General features: G+C 43.2%; 10 protein-coding genes and 1 tRNA gene. 3 read left to right on the forward strand and 8 right to left on the reverse strand.

The genetic code is table 11. From position 1 onward, the window contains the following. Window positions 1–119 precede the first annotated feature (119 nt). Window positions 120–1,124: a 2-oxoacid:ferredoxin oxidoreductase subunit beta gene (locus tag K429_RS0112495; protein WP_007211835.1), complete on the reverse strand. Its 1,005-nt coding sequence runs from the start codon at window positions 1,122–1,124 to the stop codon at window positions 120–122. Window positions 1,125–1,231: 107 nt separating this feature from the next. Continuing rightward, window positions 1,232–3,079 carry a 2-oxoacid:acceptor oxidoreductase subunit alpha gene (locus tag K429_RS0112500; RefSeq protein ID WP_022210541.1) on the reverse strand — a complete coding sequence of 616 codons (1,848 nt, stop codon included), beginning with the start codon at window positions 3,077–3,079 and terminating at the stop codon, window positions 1,232–1,234. Between the two features lie 449 nt (window positions 3,080–3,528). Between K429_RS0112500 and K429_RS0112505 the strand changes: the two genes are divergently transcribed. Beyond that, window positions 3,529–3,600, forward strand: a tRNA-Arg gene (locus K429_RS0112505). 61 nt (window positions 3,601–3,661) lie between these two features. Here K429_RS0112505 and secDF read toward each other — a convergent pair. The 5 genes from secDF to K429_RS0112530 all read right to left on the reverse strand — a co-directional run bounded on the left by secDF (window position 3,662) and on the right by K429_RS0112530 (window position 11,667). Then, a complete protein-coding gene (gene secDF, locus K429_RS0112510; protein WP_007219373.1) occupies window positions 3,662–6,661 on the reverse strand; it encodes a protein translocase subunit SecDF in 3,000 nt (999 codons plus the stop codon). Window positions 6,662–6,810: 149 nt separating this feature from the next. Continuing rightward, window positions 6,811–8,895 (reverse strand): M3 family metallopeptidase, encoded by a 2,085-nt coding sequence (locus K429_RS0112515; protein WP_007219374.1) that lies wholly within the window; start codon window positions 8,893–8,895, stop codon window positions 6,811–6,813. Window positions 8,896–8,939: 44 nt separating this feature from the next. Then, window positions 8,940–10,046: an endonuclease/exonuclease/phosphatase family protein gene (locus tag K429_RS0112520; RefSeq protein WP_026367139.1), complete on the reverse strand. Its 1,107-nt coding sequence runs from the start codon at window positions 10,044–10,046 to the stop codon at window positions 8,940–8,942. A 15-nt stretch (window positions 10,047–10,061) separates the two neighbouring features. Further along, on the reverse strand, window positions 10,062–10,952 hold the full coding sequence (locus K429_RS0112525; RefSeq protein ID WP_007211841.1) for a rhomboid family intramembrane serine protease: 891 nt from the start codon (window positions 10,950–10,952) through the stop codon (window positions 10,062–10,064). Beyond that, entirely contained in the window at window positions 10,933–11,667 is a 735-nt protein-coding gene (locus K429_RS0112530; protein ID WP_007211842.1) for a rhomboid family intramembrane serine protease, read from the reverse strand. Before K429_RS0112530 ends, K429_RS0112525 begins: the two co-directional genes overlap by 20 nt. 215 nt (window positions 11,668–11,882) lie before the next feature. Between K429_RS0112530 and K429_RS0112535 the strand changes: the two genes are divergently transcribed. After that, window positions 11,883–12,155: an HU family DNA-binding protein gene (locus tag K429_RS0112535; RefSeq protein WP_007211844.1), complete on the forward strand. Its 273-nt coding sequence runs from the start codon at window positions 11,883–11,885 to the stop codon at window positions 12,153–12,155. Window positions 12,156–12,283: 128 nt separating this feature from the next. Further along, the gene (gene argS / locus K429_RS0112540) at window positions 12,284–14,101 is read left to right on the forward strand and encodes an arginine--tRNA ligase (RefSeq protein WP_007219375.1); all 1,818 of its coding nucleotides are present in this window, start codon (window positions 12,284–12,286) and stop codon (window positions 14,099–14,101) included. Between the two features lie 73 nt (window positions 14,102–14,174). Here the strand turns inward: argS and topA are convergent, their stop codons facing one another. Then, entirely contained in the window at window positions 14,175–16,532 is a 2,358-nt protein-coding gene (gene topA, locus K429_RS0112545) for a type I DNA topoisomerase (RefSeq protein WP_022210546.1), read from the reverse strand. Between the last annotated feature and the right edge of the window lie 5 nt (window positions 16,533–16,537).

The raw sequence follows: 16,537 nt of genomic DNA on the forward strand, positions 1-16,537 counted from the left end.
TTATAGTAATGAATTAATCCCTCTAATAAGCAGATTCGTCCTTCGCAAAAAGCCTCATTACCGTACTATATAATAGCAGCGGTAATGAGGCTTTTACTGAAAAAGAATATTGTATTTGCTTACTTCACTTCCCAAATATCATTTGTCATCAGCAGTTCTTTGAAGTTGTGATACTTCTTCTTTGCTGATACTTCTTCAATCTGTTCCATTACAGCATCGTCATAAGTCGGAGCTTCTACATCGCGGATCACACCGAGAGCAACCGGGAAGTCAGGACCTTCCATCAGAGCCAATTTCAGTTGCAATGTATTATCCATGCAGTGTGCATCATGAACGAGGATATCCTTTTCTGTGATACCGTTCTCGCCCAACTTCACAACTTTCAGTCCGAAGCCTTCCTGCATCAATCCAAACTCTTTGTTCTCACCGAAAAGCATCGGCTTACCGTGTTCCAGATAGATAGCATTCTTGGCACGTCCGTCCTTGTTGTATACAGAGTCGTAGGTGCCGTCATTGAAGATAACGCAGTGTTGCAGAATCTCACACACAGCGGCTCCTTTATGGTTAGCGGCAGCCTTCAGAACTTCTCCTGTGCCAGGACCATCTGTAGCTACACAGCGTGCAAAGAAACGTCCACGGGCACCGAAGCAGAGTTCAGCTGGGTGGAACGGATCTTCTACCGTACCATAAGGAGAGGATTTGCTGACGAAGCCACGGGGAGACGTCGGAGAATATTGTCCTTTTGTCAAACCGTAGATGCGGTTGTTCAGCAACAGAATGTTGATATCTATATTGCGACGGATAGCATGGATAAAGTGGTTACCACCGATAGCCAGACCGTCACCGTCACCTGAAACCTGCCAAACGCTCAGGTTAGGATTGGTTACTTTACATCCGGTAGAGATGGCGGCAGCACGTCCGTGGATAGTCTGCATCGCATACGTATTCATATAATAAGGTAGACGGCTAGAGCAACCGATACCCGAAATAACGGCAGTTTCCCAAGGCTTAACACCGATTTCTGCCAACGCTTTGTGCAGTGAGTTCAAGAAGAAGTGGTCACCGCAACCCGGACACCAACGAGGTTGTCCTTTTTTGAAATCTTTAGCTGTATATTCGCTCATGATGTTCTTAAGTTTTAAGTTGATAAGTTTTTTAGTAGCTACGAGTTACGAGCTACAAGCTACAAGTCTGTTCAGGGCAGTACTTGTTACTCGTAGCCTGTAGCTTGTCACTTCTTCAGTATCTCGGTGAAGGCAGCCACCAATTCGCTTACTACGAACGGCTGTCCCTTGACTTCATTAAATTGATACGGAGTGAAATTATCTACCTTCATGCGGAGATAACCGGCAAATTGTCCCAGATTTTGTTCGGCAACTACCACTTTCTTATATTTCTTCAATACCTCAGCCGTATTTTTAGGCAGTGGGTTGATATAAGAGAAGTGAGCTAAGGCTACTTTTTGTCCGGCTTTGTTCATCTCTTCCATAGCAGAATACAAGTGTCCGTAAGTACCGCCAAAACCTACAATCAGCAGGTCTGCATCATCTGCACAGCCTTGTACTTCTACATCGGGCACAGCAATCTTTGCAACTTTTTCTGCACGCAGGTGGCACATCAGATTGTGGTTTTCAGGATCGGTAGAAATCGCACCAGTGTTGCTGTCTTTTTCCAGACCACCGAGGATATGAGTATAGCCTTCTTGTCCCGGAATGGCCCAGTAACGTACCTGGTTCTCAGGGTTGCGTTTATAAGGAGTATAGTTATCCTTCATCTCAGGAGTAACATACTGAGGTTTGATTTCAGGATATGTATCCAGATTCGGCAGTTTCCATGAACCGGAACCGTTGGCTACGAAACCGTCTGTCAACAGAACCACCGGAGTCATGTGCTCCAAAGCCATTTTACAAGCTGCATAGGCTGCATCGAAGCAGTTTGTCGGTGAGGTGGCGGCAATAACCGGCATCGGGCTTTCGCCGTTACGGCCAAACAAAGCCTGCAATAAGTCAGTTTGTTCCGATTTAGTCGGCAAACCTGTGGAAGGGCCACCGCGCTGTACGTTCAGAACAACCAGAGGAAGTTCTGTAATCACTGCCAGGTTCATAGCCTCTGATTTCAGGCAGACACCCGGACCGGAAGTGGTAGTTACAGCCAATGCACCTGCAAAAGATGCACCGATAGCTGTAGCACAGCCGGAAATCTCATCTTCGCATTGAACGGTAATGACACCTAAAGATTTATGTTTGGAAAGTTCATGTAATACGTCCGTAGCAGGAGTGATGGGATAAGAACCCAGGAACAACTTCAGACCTGCTTTTTCAGCAGCAGCAATGAAACCGTAGGCTGTAGCTTTGTTACCCATGATATCCATGTATATTCCGGGTGTTTTTATCTTACTTTCTATCTTATAAGTATGCGCTACAGAAGCATGTGTATTGTGACCATAGTCGTAGCCGGCGTGAATCACCTTGATGTTGGCTTCTGCTATTTCCGGCTTTTTTGCAAATTTCTCTCTAAGGAAATCTTCTGCAATCTTCAGGTCACGATTGAACAACCAGCATACCAAACCGAGAGCGAACATGTTGCGGCATTTCAGCATTGCTTTGTTGTCCATACCTGTTTCTGCCAGGCAATCTTTCACCATTTGAGAGATAGGAGCAGCAATCACGTCTTGCTTGATACCCATTTCTTCGATAGGATTGTCAGTCTTGAAAGCGGCTTTCTGTAGATCGGAAGCCTGGAAACAGTCTGTGTCGATGATGATACAAGCAGTAGACTTAGCAAACTTATACTGTGTTTTCAATGCGGCAGCGTTCATAGCTACCAATACGTCGCATTTATCACCCGGGGTGAATACTTTGCTGGCGCCGATGTGTACCTGGAAACCTGATACGCCGGTCAGAGAACCTTGCGGGGCGCGGATATCTGCGGGATAGTCGGGGAAAGTACTGATGTCATTTCCCACCGTAGCCGATACTGTTGAAAAGATGTTGCCGGCGAGCTGCATACCATCGCCGGAGTCTCCGGAAAAGCGGACTACCACTTGATCCAGTTCTTTTACCATCATGTCGTTTGCCATAATTTCGTATTACTATGATTAATTTATAGGATCACTTAAAATCTGTTCTTATGTTGGTTGGGGTACTTACAAAAAGTACTACGCTTTTAAAGATGCGTTTGCAAATGTCGGAAAGTTATGCGACTTGGCAAAATCTTTTCGAATTAATCTGTGATTGTGTACTAAAAGAATTGATAAATGAGTGTTTTTTGATATTTGGAGTGAACAAAACTCTGACTATGTGTCTGACTTGAACGAATAAAAGTTGCATATTATCATTTATTTTTAGTTGCCTAACTGTTGACTAAATGTAAGATTGGATCACCAATATACTACTGTTTGTAGCTGATTTAGGTTGACACTTTGATAAAATCTTGTGTAGACTGTATTTCTTTAACTTCTCGATAAAAGATTCGTTCGCCTTTGTTAAATCGGGAGAATGCTTTATCTTTGCAACCGCAAATGTTTTTGGTCCTGTAGTTCAACGGATAGAATAGAAGTTTCCTAAACTTTAGATAGGGGTTCGATTCCCCTCGGGACTACAAAACAAAAAAGGGAAGCCATTTATTCGGCTTCCCTTTTTGTTTTGTTACTATATAGTTCTTATTTTGCTACTTCAACAGCAGGCTCAACAATCTTTTTGTTCTTCATCATCATATATGCGATAGGAGATGCAACGAACAGAGAAGATAATGTACCGATTACAACACCGAGAATCATTGCAAATGCGAAACTGCGAATAGAGTCACCACCAAGGATGAAGATACACAGCAGCACGATTAATGTACTCAATGAAGTATTTATTGTACGTGCCAGAGTCGTATTCAACGAATCATTGAATAATTGCTTTCTGTCACGTTTCGGATACAAGCCGAAGAATTCACGTACACGGTCGAAGATTACCACTTTGTCATTGATAGAGTAACCGATAGCCGTAAGGATAGCACCGATAAATGTCTGGTCAATTTCAAGAGAGAACGGCATCCAACCCCAACACAATGAATAAGCGCCAAGAATCATTAATGTATCACTGGTCAGTGCAACTACGGAACCCACACTATATGCAATGTTGCGGAAACGGATCAAGATGTAGAGACCGATGGCGATAAGAGCGAGAACTACAGACCACATGGCCGAAGTCTTGATATCATCTGCGATACTCGGACCTACTTTCTGTGAGCTGACGATACTGCCACCTGTGTGATTTTCACGGTCGATGAATGTCTCCAGCGTGATGTTCTGCGTCAATACCGGTTTCAGCGTTTCATACAGATATGCTTCGATTTCTGAATCGACATTGTTACCTTCTTCTTCGATACGGTAGTTTGTACTGATACGTACAGTCTTCTTATCGGTACCGATAGCAATTACACTTACATTAGAATCACCGAACTTGCTGGCGATTAACTCACGTACTTGTTCCGGTTCTACGGCGTTTTCAAACTGTACCTTGAAGTTGCGTCCACCGGTGAAGTCGATACTCTGGCTCAAGCCACGTACGAACAGTGAACCGATACAGATAACAAGGATAATGCCTGTAATTGTAAACCATTGCTTATTTCTACCCATGAAGTCGAAATGTACATTCGTCATCAGGTTCTTAGAGATCTTGGAAGAGAAAGTCAGGTTCAGCCATTTATCTTTATTCATGAAGTATTCATATACCAGACGTGTCATGAACACAGCGGTAAAGAATGAAATCAAGATACCTATAATCAAGGTCGTGGCAAAACCACGGATAGGACCTGTACCGAAGTTAAACAGGATAACACCCGTGATGATAGACGTTAAGTTTGAGTCGAAGATAGCGGAGAATGCATTAGAATAACCGTCTGCGAGGGCTTTTTTCACACCCTTACCTGCGCGTAACTCTTCTTTTGTACGTTCATAGATCAACACGTTCGCATCCACAGCCATACCCAGAGCTAACACCATACCGGCAATACCGGACATTGTCAGGGCCGCCTGGAAGGATGAAAGGATCCCCATTGTAAAGAACATGTTCAGTACCAATGCGCCGTTGGCAACCATACCCGGAATGAAACCGTACATGGAGCACATATAAATCATCAATAGTATCAATGCTACGATGAATGAGAATACACCGGCGTTGATAGAAGCCTGTCCCAAAGACGGACCTACGATATCTTCCTGAACGATACGTGCGGGAGCCGGCATCTTACCGGATTTCAGTACGTTTGCTAAGTCCTTTGCCTGTTCGGGAGTAAAGTGACCCGTGATTTGTGAGTTACCACCTGTAATTTCAGTATTTACATTCGGTGCAGAATATACATAGCCGTCCAATACGATAGCGATGCTCTTACCAATGTTTTGTTTAGTCAACTGTGCCCAGCGGCGTGAACCGTCTGTATTCATTGACATACTTACGGCAGGTTTACCGAACTGATCGTATTCATCTTTAGCGCTTACAACAACATCACCTTCCAGCGGAGCGCGTCCGTTACGTTCGGTTGAGCGGATAGCGTAAAGTTCGAAAGTTTGTCCTTTCGGATCATATTCGTAAGCGGAAACACCCCATTTCAGACGAAGGTCTTTCGGGAGTTCGGCTTGAATTTCTTTCATGGAAAGATATTTGTTGATGTCGGCAGTATCCTTGTAATTAGCATAAGCTACAACAGGACCTTGTCCGCTGGAATTAACCTGCAGTACAGCCAGCAACGGATGTTCTTTCTTGATTTGTGCAAGATCGACGGATTGTGCTTTGTTTTCACCTTTCAATGCAGCGGCAAGACTGTCGGCGGTGCTGGTAGCTTGTGCTACAACCGGAGCAGCGGTGCTGTCAACAGCTGCACTGTCAGCAGGTGCTTCATTGGCTAGAATGCTACGCAGTTTGTTATCAGCAGCTTGCAGATAAGGTGCAACATCCTTTGCATTGTATGTTTCCCAAAACTCCAGATTAGCGGAACCTTGAAGTAATTTTCTTACACGTTCCGGTTCCTTGATACCCGGAAGCTCCACCATGATACGTCCCATCTTGTCTTCCAGACTTTGGATGTTGGGCTGAACCACACCAAAACGGTCGATACGAGTACGGAGTACGTTGTATGAGTTGTCAACGGCGGCTTTTACTTCCGTGCGCAGTACTTTTTCTACTTCCGCGTCGGAGGTCTTTTGATTAACTTTGTCTTTTAACTGTTGAGTGGCGAAAAGCTCGGAAAGACGTGCGTCCGGAGCAATTTTGTGATACTCTCTCACAAACAACGTAATGACGTCGTCCTGGCTGCTAATAGCCTGTTTGGCAGCATTAGCCAATGCTTGATTGAATGCTTCGTCGGGTTTGTTGTCCGCCAATGCTTTGATTACATCGGGAACGGAAACTTCGAGGATGACGTTCATACCACCCTTTAAGTCCAAACCTAAACTGATTTCCATCTCTCGGCACTGTTTCAGTGTCCAATTGCCGAAGAATACTTTCTCATTAGCCAGAGAATCCAGGTAGTCCTGCTCTACTTTCACATCGCCTTTTGCAAACTCTTTAGCCTTATTGGTATAATGGCGAGTCACAAAAGAAAAGGAGAGATAGAACACACACACCAGTGTGAGCAATACCGCAAAAACCTTTACAAATCCTTTGTTTTGCATGTTACTTTTAGTTTATTATGATTACTTTTTTAATTAATTTCTGTTGCGTACAAGGCTGCAAATATAGTTTTTTTTTCACATTCGGAAGTAAAAGGAACTCAAATATTTGCACATGATAAAGAATTAACTCCCTCCGTATAGGAATGTTTTTACTTCATTCCGCGATTTTTTAACATCGGTTCCAGTTGTGGCTCCGTTCCGCGGAAGTTCTTGTAAAGAGTCATCGGATCTTCGCTGTTGCCCTTTTCCAAAACGTTATTCCGGAAGAGGTCGGCTGTCTTTTTGTCAAAGATGCCGTGTTCCTTGAAAGCTTCGAAAGCATCGTTGTCCAATACATTTGCCCACAAATAGCTGTAATAGCCGGCAGCATAACCGCCAATGATATGGTTGAAGTAGGTGGTACGATAGCGTGGAGCTATCTCCGGAATAAGCCCCAGTTTGTCCATGGCCTCTTTCTCATATGCCAATACGTCCAGGTTCTGGGTATCTGTCAGATTATGCAGATTCATATCCAGAATGGCAGCAGCCAGTAATTCGGTGGTCATGAAACCTTGGTTGAAGGTTTTCTGATTCAGAATCTTTTCAATAAGGCTGTCGGGGATAGTTTCACCGGTTTGATAATGTTTGGCATACATTTTCAATACTTCAGGTTCGGTAGCCCAATGCTCATTGATTTGCGAAGGTAACTCAACGAAGTCGCGTGCTACGTTTGTGCCGGAAATACCTTTATAGTTGCATTTTGTCAGCAATCCGTGCAGGGCATGACCAAATTCATGGAACAGTGTTTCCACTTCGTCAATAGTCAGCAATGAAGGCATATCGCCTACGGGCTGTGTGAAGCTGCATACATTGCATACCAACGGGCGGATGGCACCTTGTTGTTCGCGATAGTTGCTCATCCATGCACCGCCGCTCTTACCCGGACGGGGGAAATAATCTACGTAGAAAACACCCAAGTGTGAGCCATCTGCATCTTTCACTTCGAAAACTTCTACATCAGGGTGGTATACGGGGATACCTTCCAATTTCGTTAAAGTGATCCCATAAAGCTTATTAGCTACAGCGAAAGCGCCTTCGCGTACATTTTCTAACTTAAAGTAAGGTTTGATTTCGTCTTCTTCCAGATTGTATTTCTCTTTGCGGAGTTTTTCTGTATAGAACCACCAGTCCCACGCTTCCAGTTTTTCACCTTTGCCTTCTTTATCCATTATTTTCTGCAATTCAACAGCTTCGGCTTTTGCTTTTGGCAATGAATAGCTCCACAGGTTGTTTAAGAAGTCCATAACAGCTGTGGAATTTTTAGCCATCGTATTATCCAAAACAAAATTAGAATAACAGTCGAAGCCCAGTAATTGTGCTTTTTCCAGACGCAGTTTTACGATGTCTGTAATATTCTTCTTGTTGTCGTTTTTATCATTGTTGTTGCCGCGGTTGATGTAGGCCTTGTACATTTGTTCGCGTAACGGACGATTTTCAGAGTATTGCAGGAATGGAAGACGACTGGCATTACCCAATGTGAACAGCCATTTGCCTTCTTGTCCGTCTTCTTTTGCTTTTTCAGCGGCGCTTTGACGGAACCAGTCGGGCAGTCCGGCTAGATCTTCTTCCTTGTCTATATAAAGTTTGAAAGCGTTGTTCTCATTCAGCACGTTATCACTGAATTTGATACCTAATGTAGACAGTTCTTTGTTGACTTCGCGCAAGCGTGCCTGTTTCTCAGGGGATAAGTTTGCACCGGAACGGACAAAACCTTTGTAGGTTTCTTCCAGCAGGCGTTGTTGTTCGGTAGTCAGTCCCAATGCATCTTTCTGTTGGTATACAGCATCAACCTTCTTGAAAAGATCCTGATTCAGTGAGATATTATCACTATGTTCGGACAATGTCGGGGCGAGTTTAATAGATAATTCTTTCAGATCATCTGTTGTTTCTGCTTCCGTCATGTTATAAAAGATGGCGCTAACCCGGTCCAGTATCGGGGAACTATTGTCAAGAGCAACAATTACATTTTCAAAGGTTGGCGCTTCGGAGTTGTTCACTATTGCATCGATATTTGCATTTTGCTCTTCAATGCCTTTCAGAAAGGCAGGTTCATAATGTTCCAGTTTGATTTTATCGAAAGGCGGTACGCCATGTTCGGTTTGGAACTCAGTCAGGAACGGATTAGTTTCCGTCTGTGTGGTACAGGAGTACATCATACAACTTGTAGCTAAAATAAAAATACACTTCTTAAACATAAGTTTTAAGTATTAGGTATAAAGTATTAATTATTGATTCGTTTTCAATCTTTTTTCTTCAGATAACACCAGATTGGATAATGGTCGGATTCTTTTATAGAACGGTCCACCGTACAGTTATAAGGTTTAAGGTTTTTGCTTGCCAGAATATTGTCTATCCGGAAATAGAATTTATTTTGATTATAAGAGATACCCAGCCCGCGGCCGGACTTGGTAAAAGCATCATTTAATCCTTTTTCAATGACCCGGTGTGCATAAGAAATGGGAGTATCGTTAAAGTCGCCGCAGACAATGATATAAGGGTATCGTGACGCTGCGATTTCCTGAGCGATACTGTCCGCTTGTGGGGCACGAATGGCGGATGCTTCTGCCAGCTTGCGGATGAGCAGGCGTGCACCGCTTTTAACTTTTTCCGTTTCAGGAGATTTGAGCATACTTTCGTAGACTACTTTGTCTTCTTTAGTCAGCTTGTTAGATTCCAGATGATTGTTGATGAGCATTACGGTATCTTCTCCCATTTTCAGTTCATAAACCACTGAACCATTGTATTCACTGGCATAGTCCAGTGTACGGGATGAAAGAATAGGGAATTTAGAGTAGCAGGCTATCCGGTTGGTGTGGCCTTTTCCGCTTCCTCTTCCCACTATCTGGATGTTATGATAGGGATAATCTTTTAAAGCCTTTTCCACATCTTTCTGGCTGAGATACCGGGGAGATTCTATCGTTTGGTATTCTTGCAGGCATAAGATATCTGCTCCGCTGTTCTTCAGATAATTCAGAATGAGATTCTCGCCATCTTTTTTGACGGCTCCGTCGAAGCCCATGATGTTATATGACAAAACCTTGAAACTGTTTTCAGGTAATTTGCTTGTGTGGAAATTGAGCGGGAAATAAGTTCGTATTTGTGAATAGCATAAAAGAAATGCTACCAGTGGAAAAAGTGCAAACTTATACTTTTGGATAATAAGCCAAAAAATGAAAAAGCAGATGTTTATCACCAGGAAAATAGGAAATGTCAGCCCGAAGCAGGACTCTACGGGGTGAGCAACCGGCTTGATGTGCGGGCTGTAAGCGGTGAGAAGCAGCAAGCTTATAAAGAAAATATTAACCGCTAAAATCAGATAGGCTACGAATTTACCAATATGCTTTATTCCCATTTTTCTGTACTATCGTTTGCTCGCATCGAAAAGACTTTTCTTTTCTTCTGTGGTCAGGCTTTCATATCCTGATTTTTTCAGTTTATCGAGGATACGGTCTATTTCTTCGGATTGAGATTTCTTGCGGGCGTTGTAGTCATAGTCTTTCTGACGGCTGTTACCATAGTGAACTTTCATCTTCGGTTTGCGGGGCTTGAAGCTGAACAGTGAAACGATAGCATCTAGAATTTTGTTAATCCAGGCAGTGATATCTTTTCCTTTACTGAGTCCGGCAGCAAACCAGAGTCCGGCCAATGCACCACCCAGGTGGGCAATATGTCCGCCCGCATTGCTGGATGTAATGAACAGTAAATCCGTACCGATGACAATCAGTGCCAGATATTTCAACCGTATCGTACCAAAGAGGAACAGCCGGATGGGGTAGTTAGGTTCGCGGTACGCTGTAGCAGCTACGATAGCAAGCACGGAAGCGGATGCCCCCAACATGAATGAATAATCGACCATCGGGCGGAAATACGGGAAGATATTAAAGGCTGCCATGTACAATAATCCACCGCAAATACCTCCTAAGATATACGCCCCGCGCAGATGTTTGGCCGAGAAGAACATTAGGAATAGTGCTCCGAACCAGTATAGCCACAACATGTTGAACAGGATATGTAAAAATCCTGCATGCATAAACATATATGTGAACAGTGACCATGGCTGTATGATGAACTGTGTGAGTGAAGCAGGCAATTCCAACCATTCAAACACACCGCCGAGGCTGCGATTGAATAATTGCAGAATTACCTCCGTCAGCGTAGTGACTACAAAAACAGCTACGTTGATATAAATCAGCTGGATATAAATATTCCCTCTGCGAAAAGCTTCTTTAAGGTCAGTTATAATAGTACCCATTTCCTCTATCTTTTTTTCTCCAGTACATTATCAGTATAAAACCGAATATCATACCACCCAAGTGTGCGAAGTGCGCTACATTGTCGTTAGGATTGTTGGCAAAACCAGCGTACAGTTCAATCAGTGCATATCCGATAACAAAGTATTTGGCTTTTATCGGAAACGGCAACGGAAATATGAATAGCGGCTGGTTGGGGAACAGCATTCCGAAGCCCAGCAAAATGGCATACACGGCTCCTGAAGCTCCTACGGTAACTCCGTTTAAGAGAGCATTCAGATTTGCCATGGGCGGATAGGTGTAATTCATATTATCCCGTATGATTTGAGCGCCTTCCTGATATACGGTGTTAATCATTTCCGGACTCATTCCGGTCTTTGCAGCCTGAATGCGTATGTAGGTTACCAGCATGCTGATTAAGCCTGCACCTATACCACATATCATATAGTAAGATAAAAAACGTTTGGGTCCCCATACTTGTTCGAGTATGCGACCAAACATCCACACGGCAAACATGTTAAAGAAAAGATGTGTGAAACCTCCATGCATGAACATGTATGTGATAAGTTGCGCTACGTTAAAGTCATCGGCAAGAAAGAAATGAAGTCCCAGATAACGGGCTAAATCAAGATGATAACTTTGAGCAACAATGGTCGCAAGAAAGACCAGTACATTAATGATTAATAGGTTCTTAGTAACTGTTGGTATAGCATTCATAATCTGTTATTTCGTTCAATGAGTCGCAAAAATACGAATAAATTCTGTTCTATAACAGAAAAAGGCCTTTCTATTCTTTATTTTTCGCCAAAATCCAATCTTTTTTTAATGTTTTTATTTGATATTCAGAAATATTGCTCTATTTTTGTAGAGGTTTGTGAATGACTAATGCGGATATCTTTTGTGTAACATATTAATTATTTAATTTTAGTATTATGAATAAGTCAGAACTTATCAACGCTATGGCGGCAGAGTCCGGTTTGACAAAAACGGATTCTAAGAAAGCATTAGATGCTTTCATGGCAGCAATCACGAAAGCCCTAAAGGCTGGTGACAAAGTATCATTGGTTGGCTTCGGTACGTTCGTTGTAGCAGAGAGAGCAGCACGTCTGGGCATTAATCCTTCTACCAAACAGAGCATTACGATTCCTGCAAAGAGAGTTGCTAAGTTTAAACCTGGTATGGAGTTGACTTTGGCCATCGAATAAAGGAAGGCTATGAATGAAAAATAGAAAAGGAGGCGCTATGAGGTGTCTCCTTTTTTATTATCCGTACAGATGCAACGCGTAATTCGCCAAAATATAGTATCTTTGCACCCGGAAAATACTTTTAAATCATGAATATAGAAGATAAACTGGTAGCGTCCGTCATCAACGGACTGAAAGCGCTGTATGGACAGGACGTGCCTGCCGCACAGGTGCAACTGCAAAAAACCAAGAAAGAATTTGAGGGACACCTCACGCTGGTAGTTTTTCCTTTCCTGCGCATGTCGAAGAAAGGACCGGAGCAGACAGCACAGGAGATTGGCGAATACCTGAAAGCTAACGAGCCTTCGATAGCTGCATTCAATGTGATCAAAGGTTTCCTGAACCTGACTATCGCTTCTTCCGCCTGGATTGAATTGTTGAATGACATTCATGTTGATAAGCAATACGGTATTGTTGCTGCCACGGATAATTCTCCGTTGGTGATGATCGAATACTCTTCACCCAATACCAACAAACCACTTCACCTGGGACATGTACGTAATAATCTTCTGGGTAATGCTTTAGCCAACATTGTGATGGCAAATGGCAATAAAGTGGTAAAAACAAATATTGTCAACGATCGTGGTATTCATATTTGTAAGTCCATGCTGGCCTGGTCCAAATATGGTAACGGTGAAACACCCGAATCATCCGGAAAGAAGGGGGACCACTTGGTAGGCGATTATTACGTAGCTTTTGATAAGCACTATAAAGCTGAAGTGAAGGAATTGATGGCTAAATTTCAGTCTGAAGGTGCGACGGAAGAAGAAGCTAAAGCAAAGGCTGAAGCCGCTTCTCCTCTAATGAATGAAGCCCGCGAAATGCTGGTGAAGTGGGAAGCTAATGATCCGGAAGTGCGTGCGCTTTGGGCTAAAATGAACAACTGGGTGTATGAAGGTTTTGATGAAACTTACCGTAAAATGGGTGTGAGTTTTGACAAAATATATTATGAGTCAAATACCTATCTTGAAGGGAAAGAGAAGGTGATGGAAGGTCTTGAAAAGGGGTTCTTCTATAAAAAAGAAGATGGTTCCGTATGGGCTGACCTTACTGCTGAAGGTTTGGATCATAAGTTGTTACTACGTGCTGACGGGACTTCTGTTTATATGACTCAGGATATAGGTACAGCTAAATTACGTTTTGCTGATTATCCTATTGACAAGATGATTTATGTAGTAGGCAACGAACAGAACTATCATTTCCAGGTGCTTTCCATTCTGCTTGACAAGCTTGGATTTGAGTGGGGAAAGAGTCTCGTACATTTCTCTTATGGTATGGTAGAATTGCCCGAAGGTAAGATGAAAAGCCGCGAAGGCACAGTGGTAGATGCTGATGATTTGATGGAAGAAATGATTAGTACTGCCAAAGAAACTTCTAATGAATTGGGCAAGCTGGATGGCTTGTCTCAGGAAGAAGCTGACAATATCGCTCGTATTGTTGGTTTGGGCGCCTTGAAATATTTCATCCTCAAGGTAGATGCCCGTAAGAATATGACGTTCAATCCGAAAGAGTCAATTGACTTTAATGGAAATACAGGTCCGTTCATTCAATATACGTATGCGCGTATTCAATCTGTAATGCGTAAGGCTGCTGAAGCCGGTATTGTAATTCCGGCTGAAATTCCTGTTGGTATTGAGTTGAGTGAGAAAGAAGAAGGCCTTATTCAGATGGTAGCCGACTTTGCTGCTGTAGTGAAGCAGGCAGGTACGGATTACAGTCCCTCTATTATTGCCAACTATACTTATGACCTGGTGAAAGAATACAATCAGTTCTATCATGATTTTAGTATTCTGCGTGAAGAGAATGAGGCTGTGAAAGTTTTCCGTCTCGCTTTGTCGGAAAACGTAGCGAAGGTAGTTCGTATCAGCATGGGCTTGCTGGGTATTGAAGTGCCGGATAGAATGTAAAAATAGCTATCTATAAAAATAATCAGCCCCGGAATGTATTGGTCATGCCGGGGCTGATTGCTTTATAATCCTTTTATGCTTTCTTCTTGGTATATTTTCCTCGTTTCGGTTTAGCTGGAGCTGATGCAGCTTTCTCGCTCTGCAATTTGATGATTTCCATGCAGGCGTCCAAGTTTAAATCTTCCGGAACGATATCCTTTGGGATTTTGTAATTACTGCCTTTATAAGCAATGTAAGGGCCATATCTTCCGTTCATGATTTCCAGCTCAGGTTCTTCGTCGAACTTCTTGAGGTGCTTCTTTGCTTCTGCTTCCGCTTTTTCTTTTATTAATTCCAAAGCCTCTTCCAATTCTATTTCCATCGGATCTACGCCTTTGGGAAGTGAAGTATAAGTTCCGCTGTAATAAATGTACGGCCCGAAACGTCCGGCATTGACAGTAACCGTTTTGCCTTCATGCTCACCAAGGGTACGAGGTAACTTAAACAGCTCCATTGCTTCCTCTAAAGTGATTGTTTCGATGGATTGACCTTTCTTTAAAGGAGAGAAGCGGGGTTTTTCTTCATCTTCAGCACTTCCAATTTGTACTACAGGGCCAAAACGTCCGATTTTGACGCTTACAGGCTTGCCGCTAACAGGATCATCTCCCAATATGCGTTCTCCAGTCTTGTGTGCATTTTTGGCAGCGAGAGTACTTTCCACGGATGGATGGAAGGTTTTATAGAACGTCTTCATGATAGTCGTCCATTTTGTATCTCCCTCGGCAATCTCATCAAATTGCTTTTCTACACTGGCTGTGAAGTTGTAATCCATGATGCTGGGGAAGTACTGTGTCAGGAAGTCAGTCACTACTGTACCTGTATCTGTAGGTAGCAGTTTTGCTTTTTCTGCTCCGGTGATCTCAGTACGGGTGGCATCTGTGATTTTGTCTTTCTTCAGAGTAATTACATTGTATGAACGTTCCTCACCTGTTTTATCTCCTTTTTCTACGTACTCACGTTGTTGAACGGTAGAGATCGTAGGCGCATAAGTAGAAGGACGACCTATCCCTAATTCCTCCAGTTTGCGCACCAAGCTTGCTTCTGTATAGCGGGGTGGATGTTGTGTAAAGCGTTCAGTGGCAGTAATGTTCTGATACTCTAACTTCTGACCTTTCTTTAACGGTGGCAGCAGATGAGTTTCATCTTCCTGTTCCACATCGTCATCATAAGATTCTCTGTATACACGCAGGAAACCGTCGAATTTCACAACTTCTCCCGTGGCACTGAAAGCCTCGGATGTATTGCTTATACTGATGGTCGCTGTTGTCTTTTCCAGTTCGGCATCTGCCATTTGAGAAGCAATGGTACGTTTCCAGATCAGATCGTATAGTTTCTTTTCTTGTGCACTACCTTCTATCTGTGCATTCTCCATATATGTGGGACGGATAGCCTCATGCGCTTCTTGTGCTCCTTTGGTCTTGGTGCTGAAGTGGCGTGGATGTACATATTTGTCTCCCATCATATTGGCAATGGCTTCTTTGCTGCCGTTGATGGCGAGTTCCGATAAGTTTACGGAGTCGGTACGCATATAAGTAATACGTCCTGATTCATACAACCGTTGAGCTACCATCATCGTTTGTGCTACAGTGAAGCCGAGTTTGCGTGCGGCTTCCTGTTGCAAAGTAGAAGTCGTGAACGGTGCAGCCGGGCTCTTCTTTACCGGACGTGTTGTAATATCTTCAATGGTAAATATTGCCGATTGGCAGCTTTCCAGGAGCTTCTGCGCCTCAGCTTTGGTCTTAAGGCGGTGTGCAAGTTCCGCCTTCATCTCAACGAGTTTTCCGTCAGTGTCGGGAACAAGGAAAACAGCAGTGACTTTATAAGATGCTTCACTTTGGAAAGCATGTATTTCACGTTCACGCTCTACAATGAGCCGTACGGCTACAGATTGTACACGTCCGGCAGAGAGTGCGGGTTTCACTTTTTTCCATAATACGGGAGAAAGTTCAAAACCTACAATACGGTCAAGAATGCGGCGTGCCTGCTGGGCATTGACAAGATTGATATCAATATTGCGTGGTTGCTCGATAGCTTTCAGTATAGCGGTTTTGGTAATTTCATGGAATACGATACGTTTGGTATGTTCCGGTTCCAGTTTTAGTACTTCATACAAGTGCCAGGCGATGGCTTCTCCCTCGCGGTCCTCATCGGAAGCCAACCATACGGTATCAGCATCTTTAGCTTCAGCTTTCAGTGTCTTAACCAGTGCTTTCTTATCTTCCGGAATTTCATAGTCCGGTTCAAAGTTTTTTTCAACGTCAATGCTGAATTCTTTCTTCTTCAAGTCGCGTATATGACCATAGCTGGAAAGAACTTTAAAATCTTTTCCCAGGAACTTTTCAATTGTTTTTGCTTTTGCCGGTGACTCGACAATGACAAGGTTTTTTGGCATAAATT

Origin of the sequence: Bacteroides sp. 14(A), from assembly GCF_000526555.1 — a bacterium.
Classification (GTDB): domain Bacteria; phylum Bacteroidota; class Bacteroidia; order Bacteroidales; family Bacteroidaceae; genus Bacteroides; species Bacteroides cellulosilyticus.

What these genes read in the sequence shown, in the direction of transcription:
- K429_RS0112495 (WP_007211835.1), bottom strand. Translation starts at nt 1,124, where the DNA reads ATGAGCGAATATACAGCTAAAGATTTCAAAAAAGGACAACCTCGTTGG.
- K429_RS0112500 (WP_022210541.1), bottom strand. Translation starts at nt 3,079, where the DNA reads ATGGCAAACGACATGATGGTAAAAGAACTGGATCAAGTGGTAGTCCGC.
- secDF (WP_007219373.1), bottom strand. Translation starts at nt 6,661, where the DNA reads ATGCAAAACAAAGGATTTGTAAAGGTTTTTGCGGTATTGCTCACACTG.
- K429_RS0112515 (WP_007219374.1), bottom strand. Translation starts at nt 8,895, where the DNA reads ATGTTTAAGAAGTGTATTTTTATTTTAGCTACAAGTTGTATGATGTAC.
- K429_RS0112525 (WP_007211841.1), bottom strand. Translation starts at nt 10,952, where the DNA reads ATGGGTACTATTATAACTGACCTTAAAGAAGCTTTTCGCAGAGGGAAT.
- K429_RS0112530 (WP_007211842.1), bottom strand. Translation starts at nt 11,667, where the DNA reads ATGAATGCTATACCAACAGTTACTAAGAACCTATTAATCATTAATGTA.
- K429_RS0112535 (WP_007211844.1), top strand. Translation starts at nt 11,883, where the DNA reads ATGAATAAGTCAGAACTTATCAACGCTATGGCGGCAGAGTCCGGTTTG.
- argS (WP_007219375.1), top strand. Translation starts at nt 12,284, where the DNA reads ATGAATATAGAAGATAAACTGGTAGCGTCCGTCATCAACGGACTGAAA.
- topA (WP_022210546.1), bottom strand. Translation starts at nt 16,532, where the DNA reads ATGCCAAAAAACCTTGTCATTGTCGAGTCACCGGCAAAAGCAAAAACA.